Genomic DNA, 25871 nt, shown 5'->3' on the forward strand with positions numbered 1-25871 from the left:
CTGATAACTGGTTATTAGAAAATCTCTCAAAAACAGCTTCGTACATATAATTGGGGAGGGTACAAAAATGAAGAAAAAGATGAAAAAGTTCACGGCGGTTGTAGCGCCAGTTTTAGCGATGAGTATGGCGTTGACAGCTTGTTCTGGATCTGGTGGGGAGAAGAAATCAACTACGACGTCTAGCGGTGGTGGGGAAGAGAAAAAATCTGAAATTAAATACGCAGCGAAACAAGTGTTAAATCGTACAGAGAATCAAGAGATTCCGACGATGGATGTTTCGAAATCTACTGATACATTAGGTTCTCAAATTTTAGGGAACACAATGGAAGGTTTATATCGATTAGATAAAGATAATAAGCCAATCCCAGCTGCGGCAGAATCTAGTACGAAAAGCGAGGATGGCAAAAAATATACATTTAAACTACGTAAAGATGCAAAATGGTCAAACGGTGATCCTGTAACAGCGAAAGATTTCGTATACGCATGGCAACGCTTACTTGATAAAAATACAGCGGCAGAATATGCGTTTATCGCTTACTATATTAAAAACGCAGAGGCAATTAATAAAGGTGAAAAACCTCTAACAGATTTAGGAGCAAAAGCGGTAGATGATTATACGCTAGAAGTAGAATTAGAAAAACCAGTGCCATATTTCTTGAATTTAATGGCATTCCCATCGTACTATCCTTTAAATGAAAAGTTCGTAAAAGAAAAAGGAGATAAGTTCGGTTTAGAAGCAGATACAACGTTGTATAACGGACCGTTCGTTATGGCTTCATGGAAACATGAACAAGGATGGCAGCTAAAGAAAAATGATAAGTACTGGGATAATAAAACTGTGAAATTAGAAGAAATTAACTATAGTGTAGTAAAAGAAGTTGCGACGAAAGTAAACTTATATGATACAGGATCAATTGATTTCACGCTATTATCAGGGGAGTTCGTTGATAAATATAAATCGAATAAAGAAGAGTATGGTGAATATTCAGAAGCAAGTACATTCTTCTTACGTTTAAATCAAAAACGTAATGGACAAGATACACCGTTAAAGAGTAAAAAACTACGTGAAGCAATCGCATTATCAATTGATAAAAAAGGTTTAGCAAACGTTATTTTAAATAACGGTTCAAAAGCAACAGATCAATTAGTACCAAAAGGGCTTGCGACAGGACCTGACGGTAAAGATTACCAAGATACATTTAAAAATGGTCTGAAATATGATCCGAAAAAAGGTGCAGCAGCTTGGGAAGCAGCGAAAAAAGAGCTTGGAAAAGATCAAGTGACAATTGAATTACTAAGCTATGATGATGGAACAGCGAAAAAAATTGCTGACTACTTTAAAGATCAAATTGAGAAAAACTTAAAAGGTGTAACGGTTAATACGAAAATTCAGCCGTTCAAACAAAAACTAAAATTAGAATCAGCACAAGATTATGAAATTTCATTTGCTGGTTGGAGCCCAGATTATTCGGATCCAATGACATTTATTGATATGTTCGAATCGAAGAGCCCATATAACCAAATGAGTTATTCGAATCCGAAATATGATGAAATGGTGAAAAAAGCAGGTAATGAGTTAATGTCTGATGCGAAGAAACGTTGGGAAACGTTAGGTAAAGCAGAAAAATTATTACTTGAAGAAGATGCAGGGATGGTACCTTTATATCAAACAGGTAGAGCATATGTAATGAAACCGAATATAAAAGGCATTGTGAAACATAACATTAGTCCAGAGTATAGCTTTAAGTGGGCTTATGTAACGGAAGGTAAATAATAAAAAGAGCGTGTTTAAAAGTAGATAAGTTATTTTTAACACGCTCTTTTTATATTCAATTAAATAGAGAAGAATAAGAAATGTGGTACTGACATATAGTAGATGGGGGAGAATTCGTATAGTAATAATAGTAAAATACATAGTTACTATAAAAATAAGATAATAAAAACTTTAAAAATGAGGGTAATTTATAGCGTGTTAATTGGTGAAAAAGTATTAATGATTATGTTCGTAGAAAATCTCTCAAAGTTAGTTTCGTACATATAATTGGGGAGGGGACAAGAATGAAGAAAAAGATGAAAAAGTTTACGGCGGTTGTAGCACCAGTTTTGGCAATGAGTATGGCTTTAACAGCATGTTCTTCTGGATCTGGTGGGGAGAAGAAACCGACTACAACGTCTAATAATGGTGGGGAAGAGAAGAAATCTGATATTAAATATGCGGCAAAGCAAGTGCTAAATCGTACAGAAACGAATGAAATTCCAACGATGGATACTTCAAAAAATACAGATACACTTGGCTCACAAATTTTAGGGAATACAATGGAAGGTTTATATCGCCTTGATAAAGATAATAAGCCAATCCCAGCTGTAGCGGAATCTAGCACAAAAAGCGAGGATGGCAAAAAATATACATTTAAATTACGGAAAGATGCAAAATGGTCAAATGGTGATCCTGTAACAGCGAAAGATTTCGTATTTGCATGGCAACGTCTAGTAGATCCAAAAACAGCTGCTGAGTATGCATTTATTGCTTACTATCTTAAAAATGCAGAAGCGATTAATCAAGGAAAAGGAGAAGTTTCGACATTAGGTGTAAAAGCGGTAGATGATTATACGCTTGAAGTAGAACTAGAAAGACCTGTACCATATTTCTTGAACTTAATGGCATTTGCGTCATACTATCCATTAAATGAAAAGTTCGTAAAAGAAAAAGGAAATAAATTCGGTTTAGAGTCTGATACAACACTGTATAATGGTCCATTTGTGCTTACAGACTGGAAACATGAGCAAGGCTGGAAATTAAAGAAAAATGATCAGTATTGGGATAAAAAGACTGTAAAACTAGAGGAAATCAACTATAGTGTAGTAAAAGAACCAGCTACTAGAGTAAATTTATATGATACAGGTGCAATTGATTTCGCGCTATTATCAGGTGAATTCGTGGATAAGTATAGAAACAATAAAGAAGAGTTTGGGGCCTATTCGGAAACAAGTACGTTTTACTTACGTCTAAATCAAAAACGTGGTGGTCAAGATACACCTCTAAAGAGTAAAAAATTACGTGAAGCAATTGCGTTATCAATTGATAAGAAAGCTTTAACGAATGTTATTTTAAATGATGGTTCAAAACCAGTGGATTACTTAGTACCAAAAGGTTTAGCAAGTGGACCAGACGGTAAAGATTTCGCAGAAACGTTTAAGAATGGTTTAAAACAAGACTCCAAAAAGGCAGCAGCAGCATGGGAAGAAGCGAAAAAAGAACTTGGAAAAGATCAAGTGACAATAGAGTTATTAAATTATGATACTGGTAATGCGAAAAAAGTTGGGGAGTATGTAAAAGATCAAGTTGAAAAGAATTTAAAAGGTGTGACAGTAAATATTAAGTTGCAACCATTTAAACAAAAACTAAAATTAGAATCAGACCAAGATTATGATTTTTCATATGGTGGCTGGAATCCAGATTATGCGGATCCAATGACATATCTTGATATGTTTGAAACAAAAAATTCGCAAAACCAGATGAGCTACTCAAATTCAAAATATGATGACATTATTACTAAAAGTAAGACAGAATGGATGGCTGATGCAAAAAAACGTTGGACAGAGTTAGGTAAGGCAGAGAAATTATTACTTGAGGAAGATGTAGCACTTGTACCTTTATATCAAAGTGCTAAATCATATGTTATGAAACCGAATGTAAAGGGAATTGTGAAACATAATATTAGTCCGGAATATAGCTTTAAATGGGCGTATATTGAAGAGAAATAAAAAAGAGAAGAGCATTTTCAAGTTGCGGTATCGCACTTGGGAATGCTTTTTTATGTGCACTAATTATGGATGGGTGAATATATGTATTATAGAAAATTTAAAGGAGAATTTTATGAAACGAAACACATACATTGATTTCCTAGCTTATTATGGAATAGGGAGTGCTCATCCTGGTGGTTTTACGTTAACAAAACAACTGTTAGCACAATTGCCTTTTAGATATGGAGCAAATGTCCTTGAACTCGGCTGCGGTACGGGGAAAACAGCAGCGTATATGACAAAAGAGTGTGGTTATAAAGTAACGGCGGTTGAAAAGAATGAAATTATGATTCAAAAGGCGAAAGATAGATGGTTGTTTGAAGGACTAGACATTCAATTAATTGAAGGAAATGTAGAGCAATTACCTTGTTTACATGATTCATTTGAGTTCGTACTCGGAGAATCGATACTCGCTTTTACAGAAAAAGAAAAGGTTATTTCAGAGTGCTATCGTGTATTACAGAAAGACGGTAAGCTTGTTGTCATTGAAATGATTATTGATAGGCACATCGATAAGGGAGAGGAAGAAAAAATCGCTCAATTATACGGGATGAAAGAACTATTAACTGAGAGCGAGTGGGTACAATTATTTCAGAAAGCAAATTTTCGGCGGGTTACTATTGCTGGCGGTGGTACAATTGCAGAAACAATCTCTAGCTATATAGAAGAGCCGGAATGGAATGTATCACAATTTATTCCGAATGAGTTATATGAGGCATGGGTGCAACATGAAAATGTACGACTTATGTATCAACATATTTTAGGTCATCGTATTTTTATATGTGAAAAATAAAGAAAAAGAGTTGGCTAAAGATAGTCAACTCTTTACTTATGTTAAATGAAAAATAATGCAGCTAATGTAATTCCGAAGATGAAACCAAATCCGAGTTCAACACCCCAGCCACAACCGCCGCCACCCCAGCCGCCGCCACCACAATTACTACAACCACGACCGCCACATCCACAGCCGCTGAATCCACCACCACAACCAAATCCGCAACTATCACATCTGCTAAGGCCGCCGCAAAGGTCGCAACCACCATTTGCATAAGCGTCATAGTATCCGAATCCTGAATCAAAAGATGAGCGCTGTTGCACCGGTTCAATCCATACAGAGCTTTGTGTCACATCGATTATTTTACCTAAATGTATACGGCCATCACGGTCTTCAATCCGAACCACTTTTCCGAAGTAACGTCGGCATGTATCATAACATTTTTGTCTATGCATATTCATTCCTCCTTCCCCATTACAGTAATACGATATGTAAGGGGGACAAGTGCGGCTTGTACGAATGCCCTAACTATCATAATTGTTATAGGAAAGGGGAAATATAGGAAGAGGATATATAAGGAGGAAAAGGCATGAAATCTACAGATCAGTTTCAGACATACGAAGTACCGTGGGAAGAATTTATTGAAGCATTGCGAGAGGAAATGAAAAAACAAGTAGGGACAGATATTATTGATACAGTAGTTTGCAATTTAGAAGATGGTTTTGAAGTGTATACATATGTGCAGGGGGATTTGGATTTTGAATATAAGGAAGCGCTGGAAAGGAAATACGGGAGTGATGCAAAAACTCCTAACGTGTTAACGATTATGTTATTAGCTGGCATTTATCGTACAAGTGAAGAGAATATACGCTTACATGCGGATCATAAAGATAATCCGATTGTTGAAGTGTATGTGAAGAAATGAAACACGCTGTGAAAGGCGTGTTTTTTAATTTTATGATAAAATGTTAGAAAATTAAGAAAGATGGTGGTGGTTTGAAAATTAAACATCTTAATTTAACAGTTGCAGATGTAGTAGCCGCGAGAGAGTTTTTAGAAAAGTATTTTGGCTTAACTTGTAGCGGAACAAGGGGAAATGGCTTTGCAGTTATGCGTGATAATGATGGATTTATACTAACTTTAATGAAAGGAAAAGAAGTTCAGTATCCAAAAATATTTCATGTAGGATTTCCACAAGAAAGTGAAGAACAAGTAAATAAGATAAATCAAAGATTGAAGGAAGATGGATTTTTGGTTGAAGCTCCTAAACGTGCACATGCGTATACGTTTTACGTTGAAGCACCTGGTGGATTTACAATAGAAGTGATGTGTTAAGTCAAAAATCAAACTTTTTGTTATGTGTTTTTAAAATAAAAAGTAGGAAAAGTCTGTTTTAAGTGTAGAGCTTAAACAGGCTTTTTTACTTATATGATCGGATAGAAAACGCTAGAAGGAATCATATTCAGTTTTTATAACTGTTTACATAATAAAGTTATGCTGCGTTCGTTGTCCTAAAATACAAGTCATATATCTTGTATCCTCTCATAAATTTAAACATAGGAATTTGTCTACAAAGGTGGCGAAGCCTCATCATGAAAATTCGAATTTGTGCCACATTCATGTTGTTTCTATTTATATGGTTACATCCTTTTTGGACTTTTGCAAAAGGAGAGGAGGCAAAGGAAAGGGTCGTTTCACTTGTATATGATGATTCGGGCAGCATGAGAAATAACGATCGCTGGAAATATGCCAATTATGCTTTGCAAAGTTTAGTTGCGCTATTAGATGAAAAAGATACATTTTCTTACGTTCCAATGAGCAAGCCGAATGATCCATTAAACATTTCGTTAACGAAGGATAAGAGACAAACGGAAATTGAGGGAATTGGAGCGTGGAAAACGTATTTAAATACTCCGTTTAGCGCAGTAGAAACGGCGATGCAATCTATAAAAAAGGAAGCAGATATAGATGGGAAACGTGAATTTTGGCTTATTGTCTTAACTGACGGGGCATTTAATGATTTAGAGAAAGATAAGATTGGCGGAAAAGAACAAATTACACAGAAGTTAGCACAGTTTAAGAAAGAAATGGATGCAAAAAAGATATCATTACATCCAATTTTAATTACGATGGAAGAGGATTTAGGACAGCAAGAAAAGGCACAACTAAATACGTTTAAAGAAATATGGAAGAAAGAGATAAATGGAGTTACGATGCCATCTAGTGGAGAGGATGGTATTGTAAAAAGCGTCAATCAAGTGGCGGCATTAGTTGCAAATCGTGATCCGTTCTCCTCTGTTGAATCGATTGTAAAAACGAAAGTAGTAGGGAAGAAAGTAGAGATTACAACACCATTTCCGTTAAAGCGTATGACGCTTGTGCGACAATCGCCTTCTCTGCCCGATTATCAGGTCACACAAATTTCTAAACCATTACAATTACAATCTTCTTTTTCCATACATGCACCAGGTGAAGCGAAATTGTTCGGAAATATAGTTCATATCAGTACGGAAAATGAAGAAGTTATTAAACCAGGAACGTATACGATAGAAGTGGACCGAGATATTGAGAAAGAAGGATTACAAGTACTAGTCGAACCGGCACTTAATTATACTGTTTCTACTTATGACAAAGAGGATAAGGATAGAAAAAATGTTGAGGAAATGTATGAAGATGTGACAGCTGTTATTGAAGCAAAACCTACTGAGTTGCCAGTTCAGTCTTCTTACTTTCAGGCCGAAGTAGAAATAGACGGGAAGCAATATGCGATGAAGTGGGACGATAAAAGACATGTATTTTATTACGAAACGAAGCTTACTAAAGGATTAGTACGCGGGAAAGTTCATATGAACATAAAGGGGTTTTACAGACAGACGAAAGAATTTAAAATCGAAACAACGAAAAAGCCTAAATTATCACTTCAAACTGTCACGAAAGATTATGAAGAAAAAGTAACAAATTTAGAGAATAGTAAACCATTTATTATACAACCACAGTTAGATGATAAGCCGATGACAGAAGAGGCTGTAAAAAAACTATTAAAATCTACTGGTGTCACATCTAAACAATCAATCAACTATGAAATAAAACAGCATGGTAATCAAATTTACATTTATCCTCGACCGCATTACTCCGACACGTTCAATTTTACAGATACCGGCACCGTAGAAGCTACCATCGTAGTGCAGGATTCAAAATTACCAAAAGTAAAGAAAGATATAACACTCCATATTCAAAATGCGCTGTTTTATGAAAAGTATGCGCTTATTTTTAAGTTTGTTATTCCTATCACTTTATTACTGTTAATAGTAGGAATAATCGTTTTAGGATGGATTGTCCGTCCAAGATTTCACCGGAAAGCATTATTGTATTACGAATGGGATCAAGAGGTAGCGAAAGATTGGTTATATCAATCTGAGCCAGAGTTACTCAAAAATAAATGGTGGAAACATTATTTTGGTATTCCGTATAGAGCAGAAAGAAAGACTGTGCAATCCGTTACGTTTATAGCAAAGAAAGGATCGAAATCGATATTTGTAGCGAAAGAGTCACAAGTAGTAGGAATGATTATTGATGGGATGTTTATAACAGAGGATGAGGTTGGAATGGAACATAAGACACTATATCCAAATGAACTTTTAGTAATTGATAGAGGATATGGTAAGGAGATTTACAAATACGAGTGTGAATAGTAGATGGGGAAAAGAGGAGAGTATTATTTTTCCCTCCTTTTTTCAAACAAGCAAGAATAGGAAGGTGGTTCACATGACGTTACAAGTTCCAACAATATTAATTGGTTTAGGTGGAATCGGTAGTACTGTGACACATCAAATATATGAAAGACTACCTGAGGAGCGCCGGAAAAAAGTAGCAATGCACGTATTTGATACAGATGTGAATACATTGAGTAAATTCGATCATATTCGAAAGTTTAAGACGCAAACGAGCTCTAGTAAAACACCTAGGGAGTATATTGCGGGAGATCCGACGATTCCAGAGTGGTTTCCGATGGATCCAACTATACTTGATAAACCATTAACAGAAGGAGCAGGACAGTTACGCGTCATTTCCCGTTTAGCGTTACGTGCTGCGATGAAAGAAGATAAATTAACGTCCTTTTGGCAAGAAATCGAGAAGATTTTTCCAGTTACAAGCGATCAAACGGAATATGGAGTACGTGTCATTATCGTAACATCACTAGCGGGCGGAACAGGTTCAGGAATGTTTCTACAAATTGCATTATATTTACGTGAAATGCTTCGAAAAAAACTGCAACATCACAACATTTTAATACGTGGTGCGTTTCTAATGCCGGATGTGTTAGTGAAGACGAGAACAGTTAGTGCGAAAGAGTTTGAAACGGTGCAAGCAAACGGCTATGCCTCGTTAAAAGAATTACATGCCATTACGCTCGGTTCTACAGGAGAACTATCCAAACGCGGCGGGGTTACGATTGAATTAGAGTATCGACCGGATCAAGTAGATGAGGATGGGAGAACAAATCACACGATTAAACAACACCATTTACCGTACAATTATTGTTTTTTATACGATTACGAAAATTTACATGGACACCATCTGCATAATTTATCAGATTATATGGAGCAAATGGCAAATACGATTTATTTACAATTATTTAGTCCGATGTCTGCAAATCATTTTGCACAGGAAGATAATCAAATTCAGCAATTAGCAGAATCAAGCGGGAAAGGGCGATATTGCGGGGCCGGAACGGCAAAGATTATTTATCCATATGAGCATGTGTTAAAATATTGTGCTTTAAAATGGGCCGTGCAAGGTTTAGATGAATCGTGGCTTCATTTAGATCAATTGTTTCAAGAGAAGAAGTATAGATATGACCAAGATGTAAAGCGTGGTATGCAGCGTGAAAAGCCAGAGCGCGGGAAAAGTTATTTAGAAGATTTAGAACATCTTGCTACTCGTCCAGAGCAGGCTCATATTTTCTATAGACAAATGTACAATGAAACGCGTGAAGGAGCAGAAGGCGGCAAGGTTGGTGTTGCGAAATCTAAACTGTTTTTAGAAGCTGTAGAGAGTTATGTACAGCGTACGGTACAAAAAGACGAGGAATTAAATCGTCTGCAGCATGAGTGTAAAATTTCGGCTGCGAAGCTAAAAATGACGGAACAAATGAAAGGTGAAGTAGCAAGGGTCGATCATGCGGTTCGTTTATATGCGTATGCGATTCCGAGCCGTGTACATGAACATGTAACGACACTTTTATATGACATGATTGAATCAGACCGTTTTTCACCAAGTGGTTCTGAAGGCCAGTCATATCAATTAAATACATGGTTTTTAAAGAAAACAGATCCAGTTCATCCAGTAGCAGCTCGTTTTATGTTGTATGAAATTCGAAAGCAGTTAGTGGAAAAAATGAATCGACTACATGAAAATAATGAACAAAAGCGTAATTTAATTCAAAATTACGATAAGAAATTTAATGTGAGTAACATTGATGGAACGGTAACAGCTGTACGTCGAGTAGAAATTGCGCAACAACAAGGTTGGTTCGGAAAAATGATTAATAACCAGCAGCGTTTATTTAAAAAGGAATTTGAGGATATTGTAACGCAGTACGTACACAAATTAAACGAATACCGTAAAGAAATGCTATTAGAACTCGTTTATCAATCGTTATATCAAGCGGTTAATAAAATGATTCAATATTGGGAAAGGTTTTTTGATAATTTACATGAAACACGTGAAAATTTATTGTTCGAAATTCAAAAGCGAAGCAAAGAATTTGAAGGGAAAACAAACCCAACGAATGTATACGTATTAGCGGAAGAGAAGTTACAAGAAAAGATATGGCAAGATATGCAACAACATTTAAATTTAGGTGTATTACCGAAAGATATATCAGCAGAAATTTATATGAGCTTATACGGGGAATATTGCCGGGATGCGAAAACAGAAGAAATTCAATCGAAAAAGGTAGAAGACTTTTATCGTGAGCACATACTAAGTTATTGCTATGATGAATTACAAATACGCTATCGCGATAAATTAGAGCTGAATATCGTTGAGGCATTACGAAAAGAAGCGGATTATAAGAATCGTGATCGTGATGAATATGTTCGTGAAAAAATTGAAGACTTGTTCCATTTAGCAAGTCCATTCGTGCCGAAAGTTTCTCATCATAGGGAATTACAATATTGGGGTATACACCCATCTTTAAAGAAAGAACTGCAAGAGGAATTAATGCAAGAAATGTTTAAAGAAAAAGATACAGTAAATGAAGCTTTCTCGCCATTTGAAGTCATTTGTTATCGTGCACATTACGGTTTATCACTACAAGACTTTCCTAAGCTTTCGTCTGGACATATTGCAAATGGATTTATGAATGATAAAGGTGATTATTTTCAGTCGTACTATCGCCGTGTAAACAAGTTGAATAGTAAAAAATCTAGTTTAACACCGCATTTAGATAAGTATTGGCACTTACCAGCATTCATGCCAGACTTAAATGCAACGCAAACGAAGTTAGATTATGATAAATGTAATCGAGCTCTTCTATACGCGTATATATATCGCTGGATTAGTTTAGTTGCTGTTGATGGTCAATTCGTGTATCAATATAACGGCGTTGGACGTAGTTTCTTAATTCAGTCGATGGGGAAAAATATTTCAAGCGAAAGTTATAAATTGCACAGAGCGTTACTTCATAATCCGTTCATTTATGAAAACATCTTATCCAGGTTTGAAGAAGAACAAGAAAAGGCGATGATACAAGGTGGGCATTTATATACACATCCATTTGTATTAGGTGCTCAAGATATTAGATGGCTACGTAAAGAGCATGTCCATAATATTTTAGATATGATTTTAATGTATGACCGTGAAGCGAAATATGATCCAACGTTAGAAGAAACTTCTGATGAATTATTAAGGTTATTCCTTGATGAAATTGAGTTATATTTCCAAAACTATTACGGTACAGGTGCCGATATGGTTGCCAAGAAAGAGAAAGAAATGTTTATTAAACAATTGTGGGATCGTTCGTACGCGAAAGGATACGTAGATCCAAATAGTGCGCCTTATAAAAAATGGCAAAATTTATTAAGCGTTCATGATGAAGAAGAAACGCCAAAAACGAATGTATAATGAATGAAAAGGGAATCCTTAAAAGTGGCAATACAACTTTAGAAAAGAGGGATTCCGATGCCGTTTTTAGGAAGTGTATATCAAATATTTGGATTGTATCCAGAAATTTATTATGGGATGATTTCAGCTGAAATTGCGGAGCAGCAAAGATTGGAACAAGCGGAAAGTGAAGAACAAGAAACAGAAGTGTAACTGTATAAGAAGCTTCAAAATAAAAATGATAACACGCTACTTACTCTTTAAACGTATAAGAGCAAGTAGCGTGTTTTTTTGCTATTTAATAATCCCATTTTCTAAAATTTTAATCGTAGGTGTTACTTTCACGTTAGCTTTTGAAAAGACACTCGGCCAAGCGTCTTCAACTTTTTTCCATTCTTCATATTGAAACGCTCTCGCATAATCACCAAATCCGAATGGATCGAGTTGTTGTTTTTGAATTTTGTGGATTAAATTGTTCAAATCTTTGTTTAGTTGTTTTGTAATAAGAGAAGTTAATTTCTTCCTATCTTTATCTATATCCATATTGAATGTAAGTTCAGATACGGCAATTTTTAAATCCATTTTAACATTAAATTTGAAGTGGTTATCGCTATAGCCTGTACGGATATCACGATTCATGCTAAGAACGTTTATTGATACGAAATCTTCACCTTCTGTATCTTTTAGATGACTATTACTTTCAACTGAATGCGAAGGGATTTTCATTGTAAGTGAAACAGGTATATTAGCTTTTTTTTGCAACATGAGCAGAAGGGCACTTTCATAGCGATTTAAAGACATCTTATAAATTCCGCGAGAAGTTAAAAGTGCAGAGCCTGTAACGATAACATCTTTTTTTCCTTTTTTTATTTCTGAAATAGCAGGTGTTATACCTTTATTAAACGTTTGTCTATGAAATTCATGAAATGGTGTGAAAACTGTCCGATTGTATAATTTATTTGTATTAATTAAATCTGTTAAATACTCAGGAAGAGCAGGTTTATCTTTAAAGTTATTATATATAACAGAAGAAATTGGCCCGTCTACTGCAACCATGCGCATGTTTCCGGTATTTTTAGGATCGCGGTACCAAACATCAAGGTAAGGCATAGCACCTTCTTGTTTTAAAAATTTCGTGCTAAATAAAATGAGCTGTAACTTTTCTGTAGACACTAAACCGCTACTTGAACTATTAAACGTTGCTTTTGCTTCTCGGGGTGTACGTACTTTCGCTTCATGAGTTTCGTACTTTTTCTCCACATCTTCATTAAAAATAGGGTTTACGTGGTACACAATTAATTTACCTTTTGCTTTTGCGTCAAAGCCGTAAATTAATGAAATCGATTGTTTTTCTAAGTCTAGACGATCTCCACAGCCTGTTAAAAAGGTTATGAGAAAGCAAAGTATAGTGAAATGAATAAAGCGCCTCATTTAAACTCTTCTCCTTTCCCAATACTGATATAGTGTCATGTATAAGAGAAATACGACTGGAAATAGAAAAACGATAAAATAACTGGCAGCTCCCCAAAATTCTCGCAACGCACTTATTTGGTAAGAGGAAGGGATATAAAAGAATAGAACGAAAATGCATCCGAATAATAAAATCCAAACAGGTAACGAACTCCCTTTTTTGTTAAGTAATTGATTGATTCCATCTGAAGCGGTAAAAATATAAGGAATGCACGAATCGAAAATAATGAAGAGGTAAAATGACAAAAAGATAATTTCAAACCGTTCCAGAAATGAAAAGTGAAATGGTGTAATAAGAGAAAGAGTCGGCCATAAAAACTTAGTTATACCATCTGGGCTAAAATAAACGAAAGAAACGAACGTAACTTGTAGGTAGACGAATAACGTAATCATATTTGCAAGAACGATGCCTTTTTTTGCAGCTGATTTGTTAGTTAGATAGGGATAAAGGACGAATGCAAACTCGAATCCGAGAGATGCAATGATAGTTGATTTCACTGTGGTTACAACTGGTAGCCATCCTTCCTTTAGAAAGGGAAGAAGATATATCCAATGACCATCTTTAAGAGGGATAAACAATAGTAATGGTATCCAGAGGGTAAAAAGCACAGTGAAAACGGCAAAGCGACTAATAATAAGTACACCTTTACATGCAAGCATAAGCATTGGAATAGAAAGCAAAATCATAATTAAAAACATTGGAGTTCTAGGTAAAATCCAAATGTGAATGACATATAAAAGAGAAAAGATTAAGGAGACCGCAGCAAGTATAGCGTATAAAATCCAAAGAAGCATAGCGAATTTTCCTAGCCACTTCCCAAGATAACGAGTCAGCACATCAAGTAAAGTATACCCAGGATGATTTTCCATAATTTTCACAATACATAGACTGACTAAAGTAGTGATAGCGCATCCAATAATAATAGAAATCCATCCATCTGTATTCGCCCCTTGTGCAACTTCACGAGGAAGTGTAAGGACACCGAATCCTACTTGAACACCACTAATCGTTAAAATGTATTGAAATAAACTAATCTCCCTCTTTGCACGCTTTGTCACTTCTCTTCCTCCGTTCCTTCTATATCGCGTTGTCGATTCTCTTGTTTTAAGTTAAGGGATAGTGGACGCTTCTTCATTATTTTCCATGGTAAACGTATAAGAATATCTTTTAAATCCGAAGCAAATAACGGAGAAAAAGGACTACCATAAGGAACACCGAGAGATTCCATAGAAAGTATATGAATAATAATGATTGCCATCCCAACCATAATGCCAATGACACCAAATAAAGAGGCAATTATCATCATTGGGAAGCGAAGAAGTCGAATTCCTGCAGACATTTCTAGATTAGGGATGATGAAAGAAGCGACTGCAGTAATAGATACGACGATAACCATGACATTACTTACTATTCCTGCTTGAACTGCAGCTTGTCCGATGACAATCCCTCCTACGACGCCAATGGTTTGTCCAACGGGACCCGGAAGCCGAACTGCAGCTTCGCGGAGCATTTCAAGTACTAATTCCATCAAAAGTGCTTCTAATATAGGAGGAAAAGGAATTTTAGCTCGAGATTCTCCAATCGTTAACAATAATTTAAGTGGAATCACTTCATAATGAAAGGAAATCATAGCAATATAAAGAGCAGGAGCAAAAATTGCAATAAATAATCCAGTGAAACGAAGTAATCGTATAAAAGATGGAATCATTGGCCTGAAGCTGTAATCATCTATCGTCTGAAAAAAAGCTGAAAAAGTCATTGGTCCAATTAATACGCCTGGTGAACGATCTACAACAACAGCAATTCGCCCATCTAGAATATGATGTGCTGTTGTGTCAGGGCGTTCAGTTATTGATAATTGCGGAAAGAGAGTAAAGGAATTATCTTCAACAAACCCCTCTAATTCACCAGTAGTAAGAATTGCATCCACTTTTACTGATTCGATACGGGATGCCATTTCTTTTACGACATCTTCGTCCGCAACATCTGCTAGATAAAGCAAAAAAACCTTTGAAGTAGCTCGTTCACCAACAGTGAATTCCTTCACTTTCAATTCGCGATTTGGAATATATCGACGAATAAGTGCAAGGCTGTCGCTCGCTACTTCATTAAATCCTTCGTGTGAGCTTTTTATGGAGCTCTCTGTTGTAGGCTCTTCAATGCTCCTTTTTGGTGCCGCTTGCGTATCAAGCTCTAAAGCGGATAATTGCCCGTTTATAAATAAAATACTTTTGCCGTGTAAAAGAGATTGTTCAATGTCTGTCCACTGCTCAATCTTTTTAATATTTCCGATAGAAACAGAGGCTTCCCAAAAATCGTCTTCATTCCACTCTTTAAATAAGAGAGGACGAAGGATGTTTACGTTAATAACAGTTTTGTCTACAAGTCCTTCCATATATATAAGTGCAGCTTCCTGTCCGTTTTTTAATGGAAAATTGCGTGTTATTAATTCTGGAATACCGCTAAACAGTTTGGACAAGTGCTTTAAATTAAGGGAAAGGGAAGAAGAAATAGATTTATTTAATGTGTGATCAGCTTGCTCTTGGTTAGAAAAAGATTTTTCACCACGAATCCATTTATTAAAAGACCCCATTTGTTTGCTTACTCCTTGTTATGTTTTATCCCGATTGGTGAGGGCTGATTAAAGTTTCACTTTATATGGGTTATTATGGATAGTTCCATACGGACATATGCGTAGTTTAAATTTTATATTGTATATTTTTAACTTTAACGCTATAATTATAGTGTTAAAGATGGAATCGTGATATGACCTGTTATGACTCTATCGTTTTATTTATGAATAAATGGATTGGTATTTTAGCAAGATGTGCTAATAAACTACTCCACCATGATAATAACGTGCCGAAATGTGGTGCGTATATTTTCGTGGTGGAGTTTTTTTATTCTCAAAAAGGGGGAAAGACCATGAATAACAACATGGTTCATATTACAATTGACGGAAAAAAGTATACAGCGGAGCCCGGTTCAACGATATTGGGTGTTATGAACGAGAACGGGATTGAACATCCGCAAATTTGTTACGTGCCAGAAGTAGATCCTATTCAAACATGTGACACTTGTATTGTAGAAGTTGACGGAAAGTTAATGCGCTCTTGTTCGACAGTAGCGACAGAAGGTATGAACATTGAACGTAATTCTACTCGTGCGAAAGAAGCACAAACAGAGGCGATGGATTGGTTACTAGAAAATCATTTATTATACTGTACAGTATGTGACAACAACAATGGGAACTGTAAACTGCATAATACAGCAGAATTAATGGAAATTGAACATCAAAAATATCCTTATGAACCGAAAGTAGATGTAAGTGAAGTTGATATGACGCATCCGTTTTATCGTTATGACCCGAATCAATGTATTGCATGTGGTCAATGTGTAGAGGTGTGTCAAAACTTACAAGTAAATGAAACATTATCGATAGACTGGGAAGCGGAACGCCCACGAGTGATTTGGGATGAAGGAGTAAATATTAATGATTCTTCATGCGTTAGTTGTGGTCAATGTGTAACGATTTGTCCTTGTAACGCTTTAATGGAGAAAACGATGCTCGGTGAAGCTGGATTTATGACGGGACTAAAGCCAGATATTCTTGAACCGATGGTAGATTTAATTAAAGAAGTAGAGCCTGGATATAGCGGTATTTTTGCGGTATCAGAAGTGGAAGCGGCCATGCGTGATACTCGTACGAAGAAAACGAAAACAGTATGTACATTTTGTGGTGTAGGTTGTTCATTTGAAGTGTGGACGAAAGGGCGTAAAATTCTTAAAGTACAACCTTCTTCTGATGCGCCAGTTAACGCAATTTCTACTTGTGTAAAAGGAAAATTTGGTTGGGATTTCGTAAATTCTAAAGAACGAATTACGAAACCTTTAATTCGTAAAAATGGAACGTTTGTTGAATCAACATGGGAAGAAGCGTTGAATGTAGTTGCAAGTAAATTAGGATCGATTAAAGAAGAGTACGGTAAAGATGCTATCGGTTTTATTTCTTCATCTAAAATTACGAATGAAGATAATTATGTGATTCAAAAATTAGCTCGACAAGTATTTGAAACGAATAATATTGATAACTGCTCACGTTATTGTCAATCACCAGCGACAGACGGATTATTCCGTACAATTGGTATGGGCGGAGATGCTGGAACGATTAAAGATATTGCACAATCTGGTCTTGTTATTATTGTAGGTTGTAATCCGACAGAAGGTCATCCTGTTTTAGCTACACGTATTAAACGTGCACATAAATTACACGGACAAAAATTAATTGTGGCTGATCTTCGTAAAACAGAAATGGTAGAGCGTTCAGATGTCTTTATTAGTCCAAAACAAGGAACAGATCAAGTATGGTTAATGGCTGTTACGAAATATATGATTGATCAAGGCTGGCACGATCAACGATTTATTGATGAGAATGTAAATTTCTTTGAAGATTTCAAAGAGAGCCTTACAGCATATACACTTGAATATGCAGAAGAAATGACTGGTATTTCAAAAGAAACACTGATTCAAATGGCTGAAATGATTCGTGATGCAGATGGTACATGTATCCTTTGGGGAATGGGGGTAACGCAAAATACAGGTGGATCTGATACTTCCGCTGCGATTTCAAACTTACTACTTGCAACAGGTAATTATCGTCGTCCAGGCGCTGGTGCATATCCGCTTCGAGGTCATAATAACGTACAAGGTGCTTGTGATATGGGTACTTTACCAGGATGGCTTCCTGGATATCAACACGTTACGAACGATATGGAACGTGCGAAATTTGAAATGGCTTATGGAGTGAAAATTAATAGTGAACCAGGTCTGAATAATATTGAAATGCTTCACGCGATTGACGAAGGGAAAATGAAAGCTATGTATCTTGTCGGAGAAGACATGGCTCTTGTAGACTCTAATGCGAATCATGTACATGAAGTATTATCAAGCCTTGATTTCTTCGTTGTGCAAGATGTTTTCTTATCTAAAACGGCTCAATATGCAGATGTTGTATTACCAGCAGCGCCATCTCTTGAAAAAGAAGGTACTTTTACAAATACAGAGCGTCGTGTTCAAAGACTATATCAAGTTCTTCCTACGCTTGGAGATGCGAAGCCAGACTGGTGGATTGTGCAGGAAGTTGCGAATAAATTAGGTGCAAACTGGAGTTATAGTCATCCAAGTGAAATTTTTGCTGAAATGGCAAGTTTATCACCACTATTTTCACAAGCAAACTATGAAGTATTGGAAGGATGGAATAGTTTCCATTGGGGAAGTTTTGATGGAACGAATACACCGCTTCTTTTCCAAGATGGATTTAACTTCCCGGATAAAAAAGCTCGTTTTGCGATTGCTGACTGGGTGCGCCCAGCTGAATTCCCAGCTGAGTTCGACCTTCATATTAACAATGGTCGTATGCTTGAGCACTTCCATGAAGGGAATATGACAAATAAATCAACAGGTATTCAAACGAAAGTACCTGGCGTTTTCGTTGAAGTTTCTCCAGCACTTGCAAAAGAACGTGGAGTAAAAACTGGTTCATTAGTCCGTCTTGTCTCTCCGTTTGGAGCGTTAAAATTACGTGCACTTGTAACAGATCGTGTAAAAGCGAATGAGTTATATTTACCGATGAACTCTACAGATAATGAAACAGCAATTAATTTCTTAACAGGTCCTGCCGTTGATACGCGTACGAACACACCTGCTTATAAACAGACGAAAGTGCGTATGGAAGTGCTGGAAGTTGATGGCGAAAATCCGATGCCAAAAGCGAACCCGCGTAATAAAAAACGTCATCCTCAATCTGGTATTGAGGTACATCGTAAGTGGGCACGTCCAGGGTATGTGCATTTAACGGATAAGTAGGAGGAGAAAAATATGGCTGCACCTATAAAAATGATTCAAAAACAAGAATTAACTGAGGAAGAAATAAAACAGAAAAAATTAGACGATTTAAAAGAGCTTCTAGCTAATAATGAAGACGCTCTAAATCAAATGTTTAATATAGTAGGGGAATTGAATGATATTGGCATGCTAGAAGCAGCAAATTCTATGCTAAAGGCGAAAGAACCAATCGCAAAGATTGTTCTTGGTCAAGTGACTCGTGAGCCCGTTACAAATTTAATTAATAATATGATGGGGGCTGCGGGTGCTTTAACAGAACTTGATCCGGAGCTTACGAAAAAGCTTATAGGTAGCTTATTAGTAGGGCTAGAAAAAGGTAATGAACATCTAGAGAGTAATAAAAAAGTAGGGGTATTCGATCTTATGAAAGTATTGAAAGATCCAGACATTAACCGTGCTATCGGGTTTGGGCTTCATTTCTTAAAAGGTATGGGAAAAGGATTAAAAGAAGAGTAAACTTCATGAAGTGAACCCTTTCGCCCAAATGTTTGTACGAAATAGTTTGGGCGGAAGGCTCATTTTGGTAAAATATATAATAAAGTAAAATGAGGTTTTTTGGGAGGTATAATTGTATGTCAAAAAAAGTACATGAATTTAATGATATGATTCGAAAACTTCGAAAGGAACTTTTCGGAAAAGGGCCAGAACGAATTCATACTGTTTTCGCTGAAAATATGGCGATTGCGACTCTTTACGGAAACTTAACACCTACTGAAAAATTCATTTCAAGTACAATGGACGGTGCGGAAATGGTTCATATGGCTAGAACGAAAATGATTCAAGAAGTGTATGCTGCAAATTCCCGTGAACATTTGGAGGAACTTGTTGGAGCGAAATTAGTGAATTTGTTTTCAGATATGAAAGTAGAAGAAGATATTGCAGTTTCGGTATTTGTTTTTGATAAAAATATAACGTGAGAGAAGGATATTGATCGTGAAACCGATACAGGTAGAAAGAGAAATCTTTCGTTATGAACAAGGGGCGTTTAAACATATAGAGGACAGCATTGTAACAGAGTTTCCAGTCACGATTAAAATGAACGGACAGGAGTTTGTTACAATGGTTAGTACTCCAGAATATATAGAAGATATGGTAATAGGCTTCTTAGCATCTGAAGGAATCATTCGGAAGTATGAAGATATTGATGACATATGGGTACAAGAGAAAGAAGGATTTGTACATGTCACGACGGCAAAAGTAAATCCGTATTACGAACAAATGCAAAATAAACGTTATATTACTTCATGCTGTGGTATGAGTAGACAAGGATTTGTTTTTGCGAATGATGCATTAAGTGCAAAGAAAATGAATGGCGTCCATGTACAGGTTACTGCAGAAGACTGTTTTCGATTAATGAAAGAAATGCAGCAATCTGCGGAGACATTTCGTCATACAGGGGGCGTTCATAATGCATCTTTGTGCAATGTGAATGGTATTATTTTAAGTCGAATGGATATCGGAAGGCATAATGCGTTAGATAAAATTTACGGTTATTGTTTAAAAAATAATATTTCTATAAGAGATAAAATTATTGTTTTTAGCGGTCGTATTTCTTCGGAAATATTATTGAAAGTTGCAAAAATTGGTTGTGAAATTATACTGTCAAAATCAGCTCCAACTGAGTTGGCTTTACAGCTAGCTGAAGAATTAGGTATTACTACGATAGGATTTATTCGGAATGAATCCTTAAATGTATATACGCATCCGGAGCGTGTTTTAAATATAAACTAAGTAAAAGCGAGGCAATAAATATGAAATCTGTCACATTAGACAAACTACAACGTCCGTTAAAGGATTTACGTATTTCAGTTACTGATCGCTGTAATTTTCGCTGTCGATATTGTATGCCAGAAGAAATATTTGGTCCTGATTACTCGTTTTTGTCTAATGATAAAATTTTATCTTTTGATGAAATTGAAAGGATAACGCGTATTTTCGTTTCTTTAGGTGTTAGAAAATTACGGATTACAGGCGGAGAACCGTTACTTCGAAGAGGTCTTCCGCAGCTTATCGAGCGCCTGAATAAAATAGATGGTGTGGAGGATATCGGTTTAACAACTAATGGATCGTTACTTAAAAAGTTTGCTCCTGATTTATATAAGGCGGGTTTATCACGTGTGACAGTTAGTTTAGATTCCTTAGAAGAAGAGCGGTTTTTCTATTTGAATGGTAATAGAAGCAAAGTACAAAGGGTTCTGGAAGGAATACAAGCTGCAGCTGAAGTCGGTATGAAAATTAAAATAAACATGGTCGTTCAAAAGGGGAAAAACGAACAGGATATCTTGCAGATGGCGCAATACTTTAAGAAAAATAAACATATTCTTCGTTTTATTGAGTATATGGACGTTGGAAATTATAACGGTTGGGATTTAAAAGAGGTTGTCTCTAAACAAGAAATAGTAGATACGATTCATCAAGTTATGCCATTAGAACGAATAGAAGCGAATTATGCAGGAGAGGTTGCGACTCGCTATCGTTATATTGGAAGTGATGAAGAAATAGGTATTATTTCATCAGTAACAGACTCCTTCTGCTCCTCATGTACGAGAGCTCGTATTTCTGCAGAAGGAAAATTATATACTTGTTTGTTCGCTTCTAAAGGAAATGATTTGAGAGAACTGCTTCGATCAGAATACACTGACGAGGAAATAACAGATGTCGTACGCGATATATGGAACAAACGAGAAGATCGTTATTCAGATGAACGCTTAAGTCATACAAGTAAAAAAAGAGCACCTAAAATTGAAATGTCACATATTGGTGGTTGATATATATAAGTGACAATATGATGAAGTATATACAAAATGGAAGATGTGCAATGGTTGTAGATTTTCTATTTTATAGTAAAAGTGATGGTTGATCTCTCTGTAAAAGATGTGCAGAGAAATTAAGCAGCATTCAAAAACCTTTATTTTGAGGAGGTTTTTTGAAGCTGCTTTTTTATTTGGAGAAAATGGAGGAATTAGTAATGGCATTTCATAAACCGGAACAAATTGCTGAGCTTGTCATTGAGGCCGGTGTTCAAAAAGTAAGTCAGACCTTGCCAGCAATGCTTATTCTCGGTTTTTTAGGAGGAGCGTTTATTTCGCTAGGTTTTTTACTTAACATTCGCGTTTTAGGTAATTTGCCTGAGCGCTGGGGGAGTTTAGTAAATGTTTTAGGAGGAGCGGTTTTTCCTGTTGGACTCATGCTCGTTGTATTAGCGGGAGGAGAATTAATTACCGGAAATATGATGTCACTGTCTATGGCGCTATATGCAAAGAAAATTACATTGGTTAGTGTGCTAAATAACTGGATTTGGATTACTTTCATGAATTTTGTAGGAGCTATTTTCGTAGCGTATTGTTTCGGTCATCTTGGCGGATTAACAGAGGGGGATTATTTAAATAAAACGGTAGCGATAGCAGAAGGCAAGTTACATGAATCTTTTGGAAGAACTTTAATTTTAGCAATTGGGTGTAATTGGCTCGTTTGTTTGGCGCTTTGGCTTGCTTATGGGACGAGTGATTTTGTCGGAAAAATAATCGGAATTTGGATTCCCATTATGGCATTTGTAGTGATTGGATTTCAGCAAGTGGTAGCAAATATGTTTGTCATCTCAGCAGTTATTTTTGCAGGTCATCTCACATGGATGGATCTTGCTAAAAATTTTGTTCCTGTCTTTATCGGAAATGTAATTGGCGGGGCTGGTTTTGTTGGATTTGCGTACTTTGCTTGTTATCAAAAACAACATTCTAATATGAAATAGAGTTCGTGAGAGGAAGGGTATATGTAATGGCTGAGCGGTATTCACGACAACATTTGTTTAAATCAATTGGGAGTAGAGGGCAAGAAAAAATTCGAAATAAACATGTGTTAATTGTAGGAGTAGGCGCATTAGGAAGTGCAAGTGCCGAAAGTTTCGTACGTGCAGGTATTGGCAAGTTGACGATCATAGATCGTGATTACGTTGAATGGAGTAATTTACAAAGGCAACAATTGTACTCTGAACAAGATGCAAGAGAGAAATTGCCAAAAGCAATCGCTGCTAAAAATCGGTTAGAAAAACTTAATTCGGAAGTACAAATACATGCTTTCGTAATGGATGCGTGTGTAGAAAACTTGGAAGGGCTATTAGAAAATGTCGATGTAATCATTGATGCAACAGATAATTTCGATATCCGATTTATAATAAATGACTTATCACAAAAACATAATATCCCGTGGGTATATGGTTCTTGCGTTGGCTCGTACGGTATGAGTTGTACAATTATTCCGCAAGAGACACCTTGTTTACATTGTGTGCTGAAGAACGTTCCAGTTACAGGTGTGACGTGTGATACAGCTGGAATTATTAGCCCGACTGTACAAATCGTCGCAGCATATCAAGTGGCGGAAGCACTCAAAATTTTAGTAGAAGATTTTGCAGCAATTAGAAAAACATTTTTCATATTTGATATATGGAGTAATCAAAACCATTTTATAAAACTAGGGAAAATCAAGACAGACAATTGCTCTTCATGCGGTTTGAATCGCATTTATCCTTATTTATTATACGAAAATCAAACGAAGGTAGCTGCTTTATGCGGAAGAAATACAGTTCAAATTAGACCAGTAGACAATAGAAAATACAATTTTGATGATATAGAAAAAGTATTAAAAAAAGTGGGGGAAGTAAATCGGAATCCGTATTTACTATCTTGCCAATTAGATGAGTACCGCATCGTTGTTTTTCGGGATGGTCGTGTTTTTATTCATGGCACAAATGATATTTCGAAAGCGAAACAACTATATTATCGCGTATTCGGCTAATAGAAAGGGTTGTCAACAATGGAAAGAAGAGTACCAATCACAGTTGAAGAGGCTGTTCGTAAAGTGATGGGATTTGCTCATAACGGCTTAAAGGAGCTACTACCTATTGAATTAGCTTACGGACGTATATTAGCAGAGGATTTAGTAGCTGACCATGATGTGCCGTCATTTAATCGTTCACCGTATGACGGGTTTGCTATTAGAGCAGAAGATACGAATTTAGCAAGTTATGAAACGCCAATTGTATTTGAAGTAGTGGGTGAAATTGGTGCAGGATCGCTATTCGATGAGAAAGTAGGTCCGTTTCAAGCAGTTCGAATTATGACGGGAGCACAGATTCCGAGTGGATGTGATGCAGTTGTTATGCTAGAGCTGACCCGTCAATATGAGGAGGCTGGCAGTAAGTATATGGAATTGAAACGGTCATTCAAAACGGGCGATAATATTTCTTTTCAAGGTGAAGATGCTCGTAAAGGAACGGTTCTTGCAAAGAAAGGAACATACATTCATCCAGGCATTTCAGCTCTTCTTGCTACGTTTGGGTATAGCGAGGTGCCAGTTGCGAGAAAGCCTGTAGTTGGACTATTAGCGACTGGCAGTGAATTACTGGATGTAAACGATTCATTACAGCCAGGGAAAATCCGAAATAGTAATACGTATATGATATTGTCTCAAATCCGAAGAGCAGGCGGAAGAGTAAAGTATTTTGGGAAGTTTAGCGATGATTTTTATACGTGTTTTACGGCTGTAAAAGAAGCAATAAGCCAAGTAGATATGCTCATTACAACAGGTGGTGTATCAGTAGGGGATTACGATTATTTGCCAGCTATATATGAAAAATTAGGTGCATCAGTTCTTTTCAATAAAGTTGCAATGAGGCCAGGAAGTGTTACGACTGTAGCGCAATTAAATGGCAAGTTATTATTCGGTTTATCAGGAAATCCATCTGCTTGTTACGTAGGATTTGAATTGTTTGTAAGACCTTGTATTCGAACGTATATGTTTAGTGAAAAAGCACATGTAAAAAGAGAAAAAGCGTTATTAGGAGAAGACTTTTTAAAGCCAAATCCATTTACAAGATTTGTACGAGGAAAACTAACATATAACGAAGGGCAGTTAATCGCTTATCCGTCAGGGTTTGATAAATCTAGCTCAGTTTCTTCTCTAGCAGAGACAAATATATTTATTGTACTTCCAGGTGGTACGAGAGGGTATAAAAAAGATATGTTCGTAGATGTTCTCTTGTTGGAAGATAACGAAGGTAGTGAATGGCCTTGGACATTTTATAAAGTGAGAGGTGATTCTAATGCGACAAGTGCTATTTGAAATTGTAGATATACCGATTGTAGTTGAAGAAGTAACAAATAAGGTTGCAAGAAGAGACGCAGGTGCGATTACAACTTTTATTGGTACAGTGAGAGAATTAACAAAAGGAAGACGAACGCTACATTTAGAGTATGAAGCATATGAAACGATGGCAGTAAAACAACTTATGAGAATTGGTGAAGAAATTAGTGAAAGATGGCCGGACGCAAAAATAGCAATTACGCACCGAGTAGGCCGGCTAGAAATAATGGATATTGCGGTAGTCATCGCAGTTTCATCACCGCATCGCAAAGTAGCTTATGAAGCGAATGAATACGCAATTGAACGTATAAAGCGAATCGTCCCAATATGGAAAAAAGAATTTTGGGAAGATGGGACGATGTGGATTGGCGATCAACTTGAAAATACACCATATCCAGCAGGAAAACCGAAGAAGGAAGAATGAGAAAATGATTACAATTTTACTGTTTGCAAATTTGCGTGAGGAAGTCGGGTTAGATCGATTCGTAATTTCCGAAAAACAAGAAATGACTGTGCAGCAATTAAAAGAATGGCTCAAAGCAAACTATAGTTTACAATCGCTTGATAGAGTGATGGTGGCTGTTAATGAAGAGTTTGTAACGAATGAAGAGATGATACGAGCTGGAGATATTGTCGCATTCATCCCGCCTGTTAGTGGTGGATAATAAGCGT

Annotated in this window: 22 protein-coding genes; 18 read left to right on the forward strand and 4 right to left on the reverse strand. The window is 36.4% G+C overall.

What is annotated here, in order from left to right:
* Window positions 1–67 precede the first annotated feature (67 nt).
* The 3 genes from QCI47_RS09975 (at window position 68) to QCI47_RS09985 (ending at window position 4597) form a co-directional block, all read left to right on the forward strand.
* Complete coding sequence (locus tag QCI47_RS09975; RefSeq protein ID WP_000728446.1) at window positions 68–1774, forward strand: peptide ABC transporter substrate-binding protein; 1707 nt, start codon at window positions 68–70, stop codon at window positions 1772–1774.
* A 284-nt stretch (window positions 1775–2058) separates the two neighbouring features.
* On the forward strand, window positions 2059–3765 hold the full coding sequence (locus QCI47_RS09980; protein ID WP_071742854.1) for a peptide ABC transporter substrate-binding protein: 1707 nt from the start codon (window positions 2059–2061) through the stop codon (window positions 3763–3765).
* Between the two features lie 112 nt (window positions 3766–3877).
* A complete protein-coding gene (locus QCI47_RS09985; protein WP_000828279.1) occupies window positions 3878–4597 on the forward strand; it encodes a class I SAM-dependent methyltransferase in 720 nt (239 codons plus the stop codon).
* A gap of 41 nt (window positions 4598–4638) precedes the next feature.
* On the opposite strand, the gene QCI47_RS09990 is transcribed toward QCI47_RS09985, so the two are convergent.
* Window positions 4639–5034 carry a hypothetical protein gene (locus tag QCI47_RS09990; RefSeq protein ID WP_000554990.1) on the reverse strand — a complete coding sequence of 132 codons (396 nt, stop codon included), beginning with the start codon at window positions 5032–5034 and terminating at the stop codon, window positions 4639–4641.
* Window positions 5035–5168: 134 nt separating this feature from the next.
* Between QCI47_RS09990 and QCI47_RS09995 the strand changes: the two genes are divergently transcribed.
* The 5 genes from QCI47_RS09995 to QCI47_RS10015 all read left to right on the forward strand — a co-directional run bounded on the left by QCI47_RS09995 (window position 5169) and on the right by QCI47_RS10015 (window position 11899).
* Window positions 5169–5504, forward strand: a complete 336-nt coding sequence (locus QCI47_RS09995; RefSeq protein WP_000842907.1) for a hypothetical protein — start codon at window positions 5169–5171, stop codon at window positions 5502–5504.
* 71 nt (window positions 5505–5575) lie between these two features.
* Window positions 5576–5914, forward strand: a complete 339-nt coding sequence (locus tag QCI47_RS10000; protein WP_353811765.1) for a VOC family protein — start codon at window positions 5576–5578, stop codon at window positions 5912–5914.
* Between the two features lie 257 nt (window positions 5915–6171).
* Complete coding sequence (locus QCI47_RS10005) at window positions 6172–8271, forward strand: vWA domain-containing protein (protein ID WP_076874958.1); 2100 nt, start codon at window positions 6172–6174, stop codon at window positions 8269–8271.
* A 73-nt stretch (window positions 8272–8344) separates the two neighbouring features.
* A complete protein-coding gene (locus QCI47_RS10010) occupies window positions 8345–11707 on the forward strand; it encodes a tubulin-like doman-containing protein (protein ID WP_000175152.1) in 3363 nt (1120 codons plus the stop codon).
* 57 nt (window positions 11708–11764) lie between these two features.
* Entirely contained in the window at window positions 11765–11899 is a 135-nt protein-coding gene (locus QCI47_RS10015; RefSeq protein ID WP_001116173.1) for a hypothetical protein, read from the forward strand.
* Between the two features lie 81 nt (window positions 11900–11980).
* On the opposite strand, the gene gerSC is transcribed toward QCI47_RS10015, so the two are convergent.
* Genes gerSC through gerSA form a run of 3 tightly spaced genes read right to left on the reverse strand, consistent with a single transcriptional unit; the run spans window position 11981 to window position 15750 of the window.
* Window positions 11981–13117: a spore germination protein GerSC gene (gene gerSC, locus QCI47_RS10020; protein ID WP_001252193.1), complete on the reverse strand. Its 1137-nt coding sequence runs from the start codon at window positions 13115–13117 to the stop codon at window positions 11981–11983.
* Entirely contained in the window at window positions 13118–14215 is a 1098-nt protein-coding gene (locus QCI47_RS10025; RefSeq protein WP_163257945.1) for an endospore germination permease, read from the reverse strand.
* Window positions 14212–15750 (reverse strand): spore germination protein GerSA, encoded by a 1539-nt coding sequence (gerSA, locus tag QCI47_RS10030; protein WP_000534503.1) that lies wholly within the window; start codon window positions 15748–15750, stop codon window positions 14212–14214. Before gerSA ends, QCI47_RS10025 begins: the two co-directional genes overlap by 4 nt.
* Window positions 15751–16082: 332 nt before the next feature.
* Between gerSA and fdhF the strand changes: the two genes are divergently transcribed.
* The 10 genes from fdhF to moaD all read left to right on the forward strand — a co-directional run bounded on the left by fdhF (window position 16083) and on the right by moaD (window position 25864).
* Complete coding sequence (gene fdhF / locus QCI47_RS10035; protein ID WP_353811766.1) at window positions 16083–19022, forward strand: formate dehydrogenase subunit alpha; 2940 nt, start codon at window positions 16083–16085, stop codon at window positions 19020–19022.
* 12 nt (window positions 19023–19034) lie between these two features.
* Entirely contained in the window at window positions 19035–19517 is a 483-nt protein-coding gene (locus QCI47_RS10040) for a helical membrane plugin domain-containing protein (protein WP_000729889.1), read from the forward strand.
* 116 nt (window positions 19518–19633) lie between these two features.
* A complete protein-coding gene (locus QCI47_RS10045) occupies window positions 19634–19978 on the forward strand; it encodes a Na-translocating system protein MpsC family protein (RefSeq protein WP_000039582.1) in 345 nt (114 codons plus the stop codon).
* 16 nt (window positions 19979–19994) lie between these two features.
* Window positions 19995–20792, forward strand: a complete 798-nt coding sequence (gene fdhD, locus QCI47_RS10050; RefSeq protein ID WP_000802675.1) for a formate dehydrogenase accessory sulfurtransferase FdhD — start codon at window positions 19995–19997, stop codon at window positions 20790–20792.
* Window positions 20793–20812: 20 nt separating this feature from the next.
* Window positions 20813–21829, forward strand: a complete 1017-nt coding sequence (gene moaA / locus QCI47_RS10055) for a GTP 3',8-cyclase MoaA (protein ID WP_076868366.1) — start codon at window positions 20813–20815, stop codon at window positions 21827–21829.
* Window positions 21830–22029: 200 nt separating this feature from the next.
* Window positions 22030–22809: a formate channel gene (locus tag QCI47_RS10060; protein WP_000864003.1), complete on the forward strand. Its 780-nt coding sequence runs from the start codon at window positions 22030–22032 to the stop codon at window positions 22807–22809.
* Window positions 22810–22835: 26 nt separating this feature from the next.
* On the forward strand, window positions 22836–23852 hold the full coding sequence (locus QCI47_RS10065; RefSeq protein WP_071741773.1) for a molybdopterin-synthase adenylyltransferase MoeB: 1017 nt from the start codon (window positions 22836–22838) through the stop codon (window positions 23850–23852).
* An 18-nt stretch (window positions 23853–23870) separates the two neighbouring features.
* On the forward strand, window positions 23871–25178 hold the full coding sequence (gene moeA / locus QCI47_RS10070) for a molybdopterin molybdotransferase MoeA (RefSeq protein WP_309422876.1): 1308 nt from the start codon (window positions 23871–23873) through the stop codon (window positions 25176–25178).
* Window positions 25159–25623 (forward strand): molybdenum cofactor biosynthesis protein MoaE, encoded by a 465-nt coding sequence (locus tag QCI47_RS10075; protein ID WP_309422875.1) that lies wholly within the window; start codon window positions 25159–25161, stop codon window positions 25621–25623. Before moeA ends, QCI47_RS10075 begins: the two co-directional genes overlap by 20 nt.
* A gap of 4 nt (window positions 25624–25627) precedes the next feature.
* A complete protein-coding gene (moaD, locus tag QCI47_RS10080; protein WP_000628477.1) occupies window positions 25628–25864 on the forward strand; it encodes a molybdopterin converting factor subunit 1 in 237 nt (78 codons plus the stop codon).
* Window positions 25865–25871 lie beyond the last annotated feature (7 nt).

The organism is Bacillus cereus group sp. RP29, assembly GCF_040459765.1.
Classification (GTDB): domain Bacteria; phylum Bacillota; class Bacilli; order Bacillales; family Bacillaceae_G; genus Bacillus_A; species Bacillus_A paranthracis.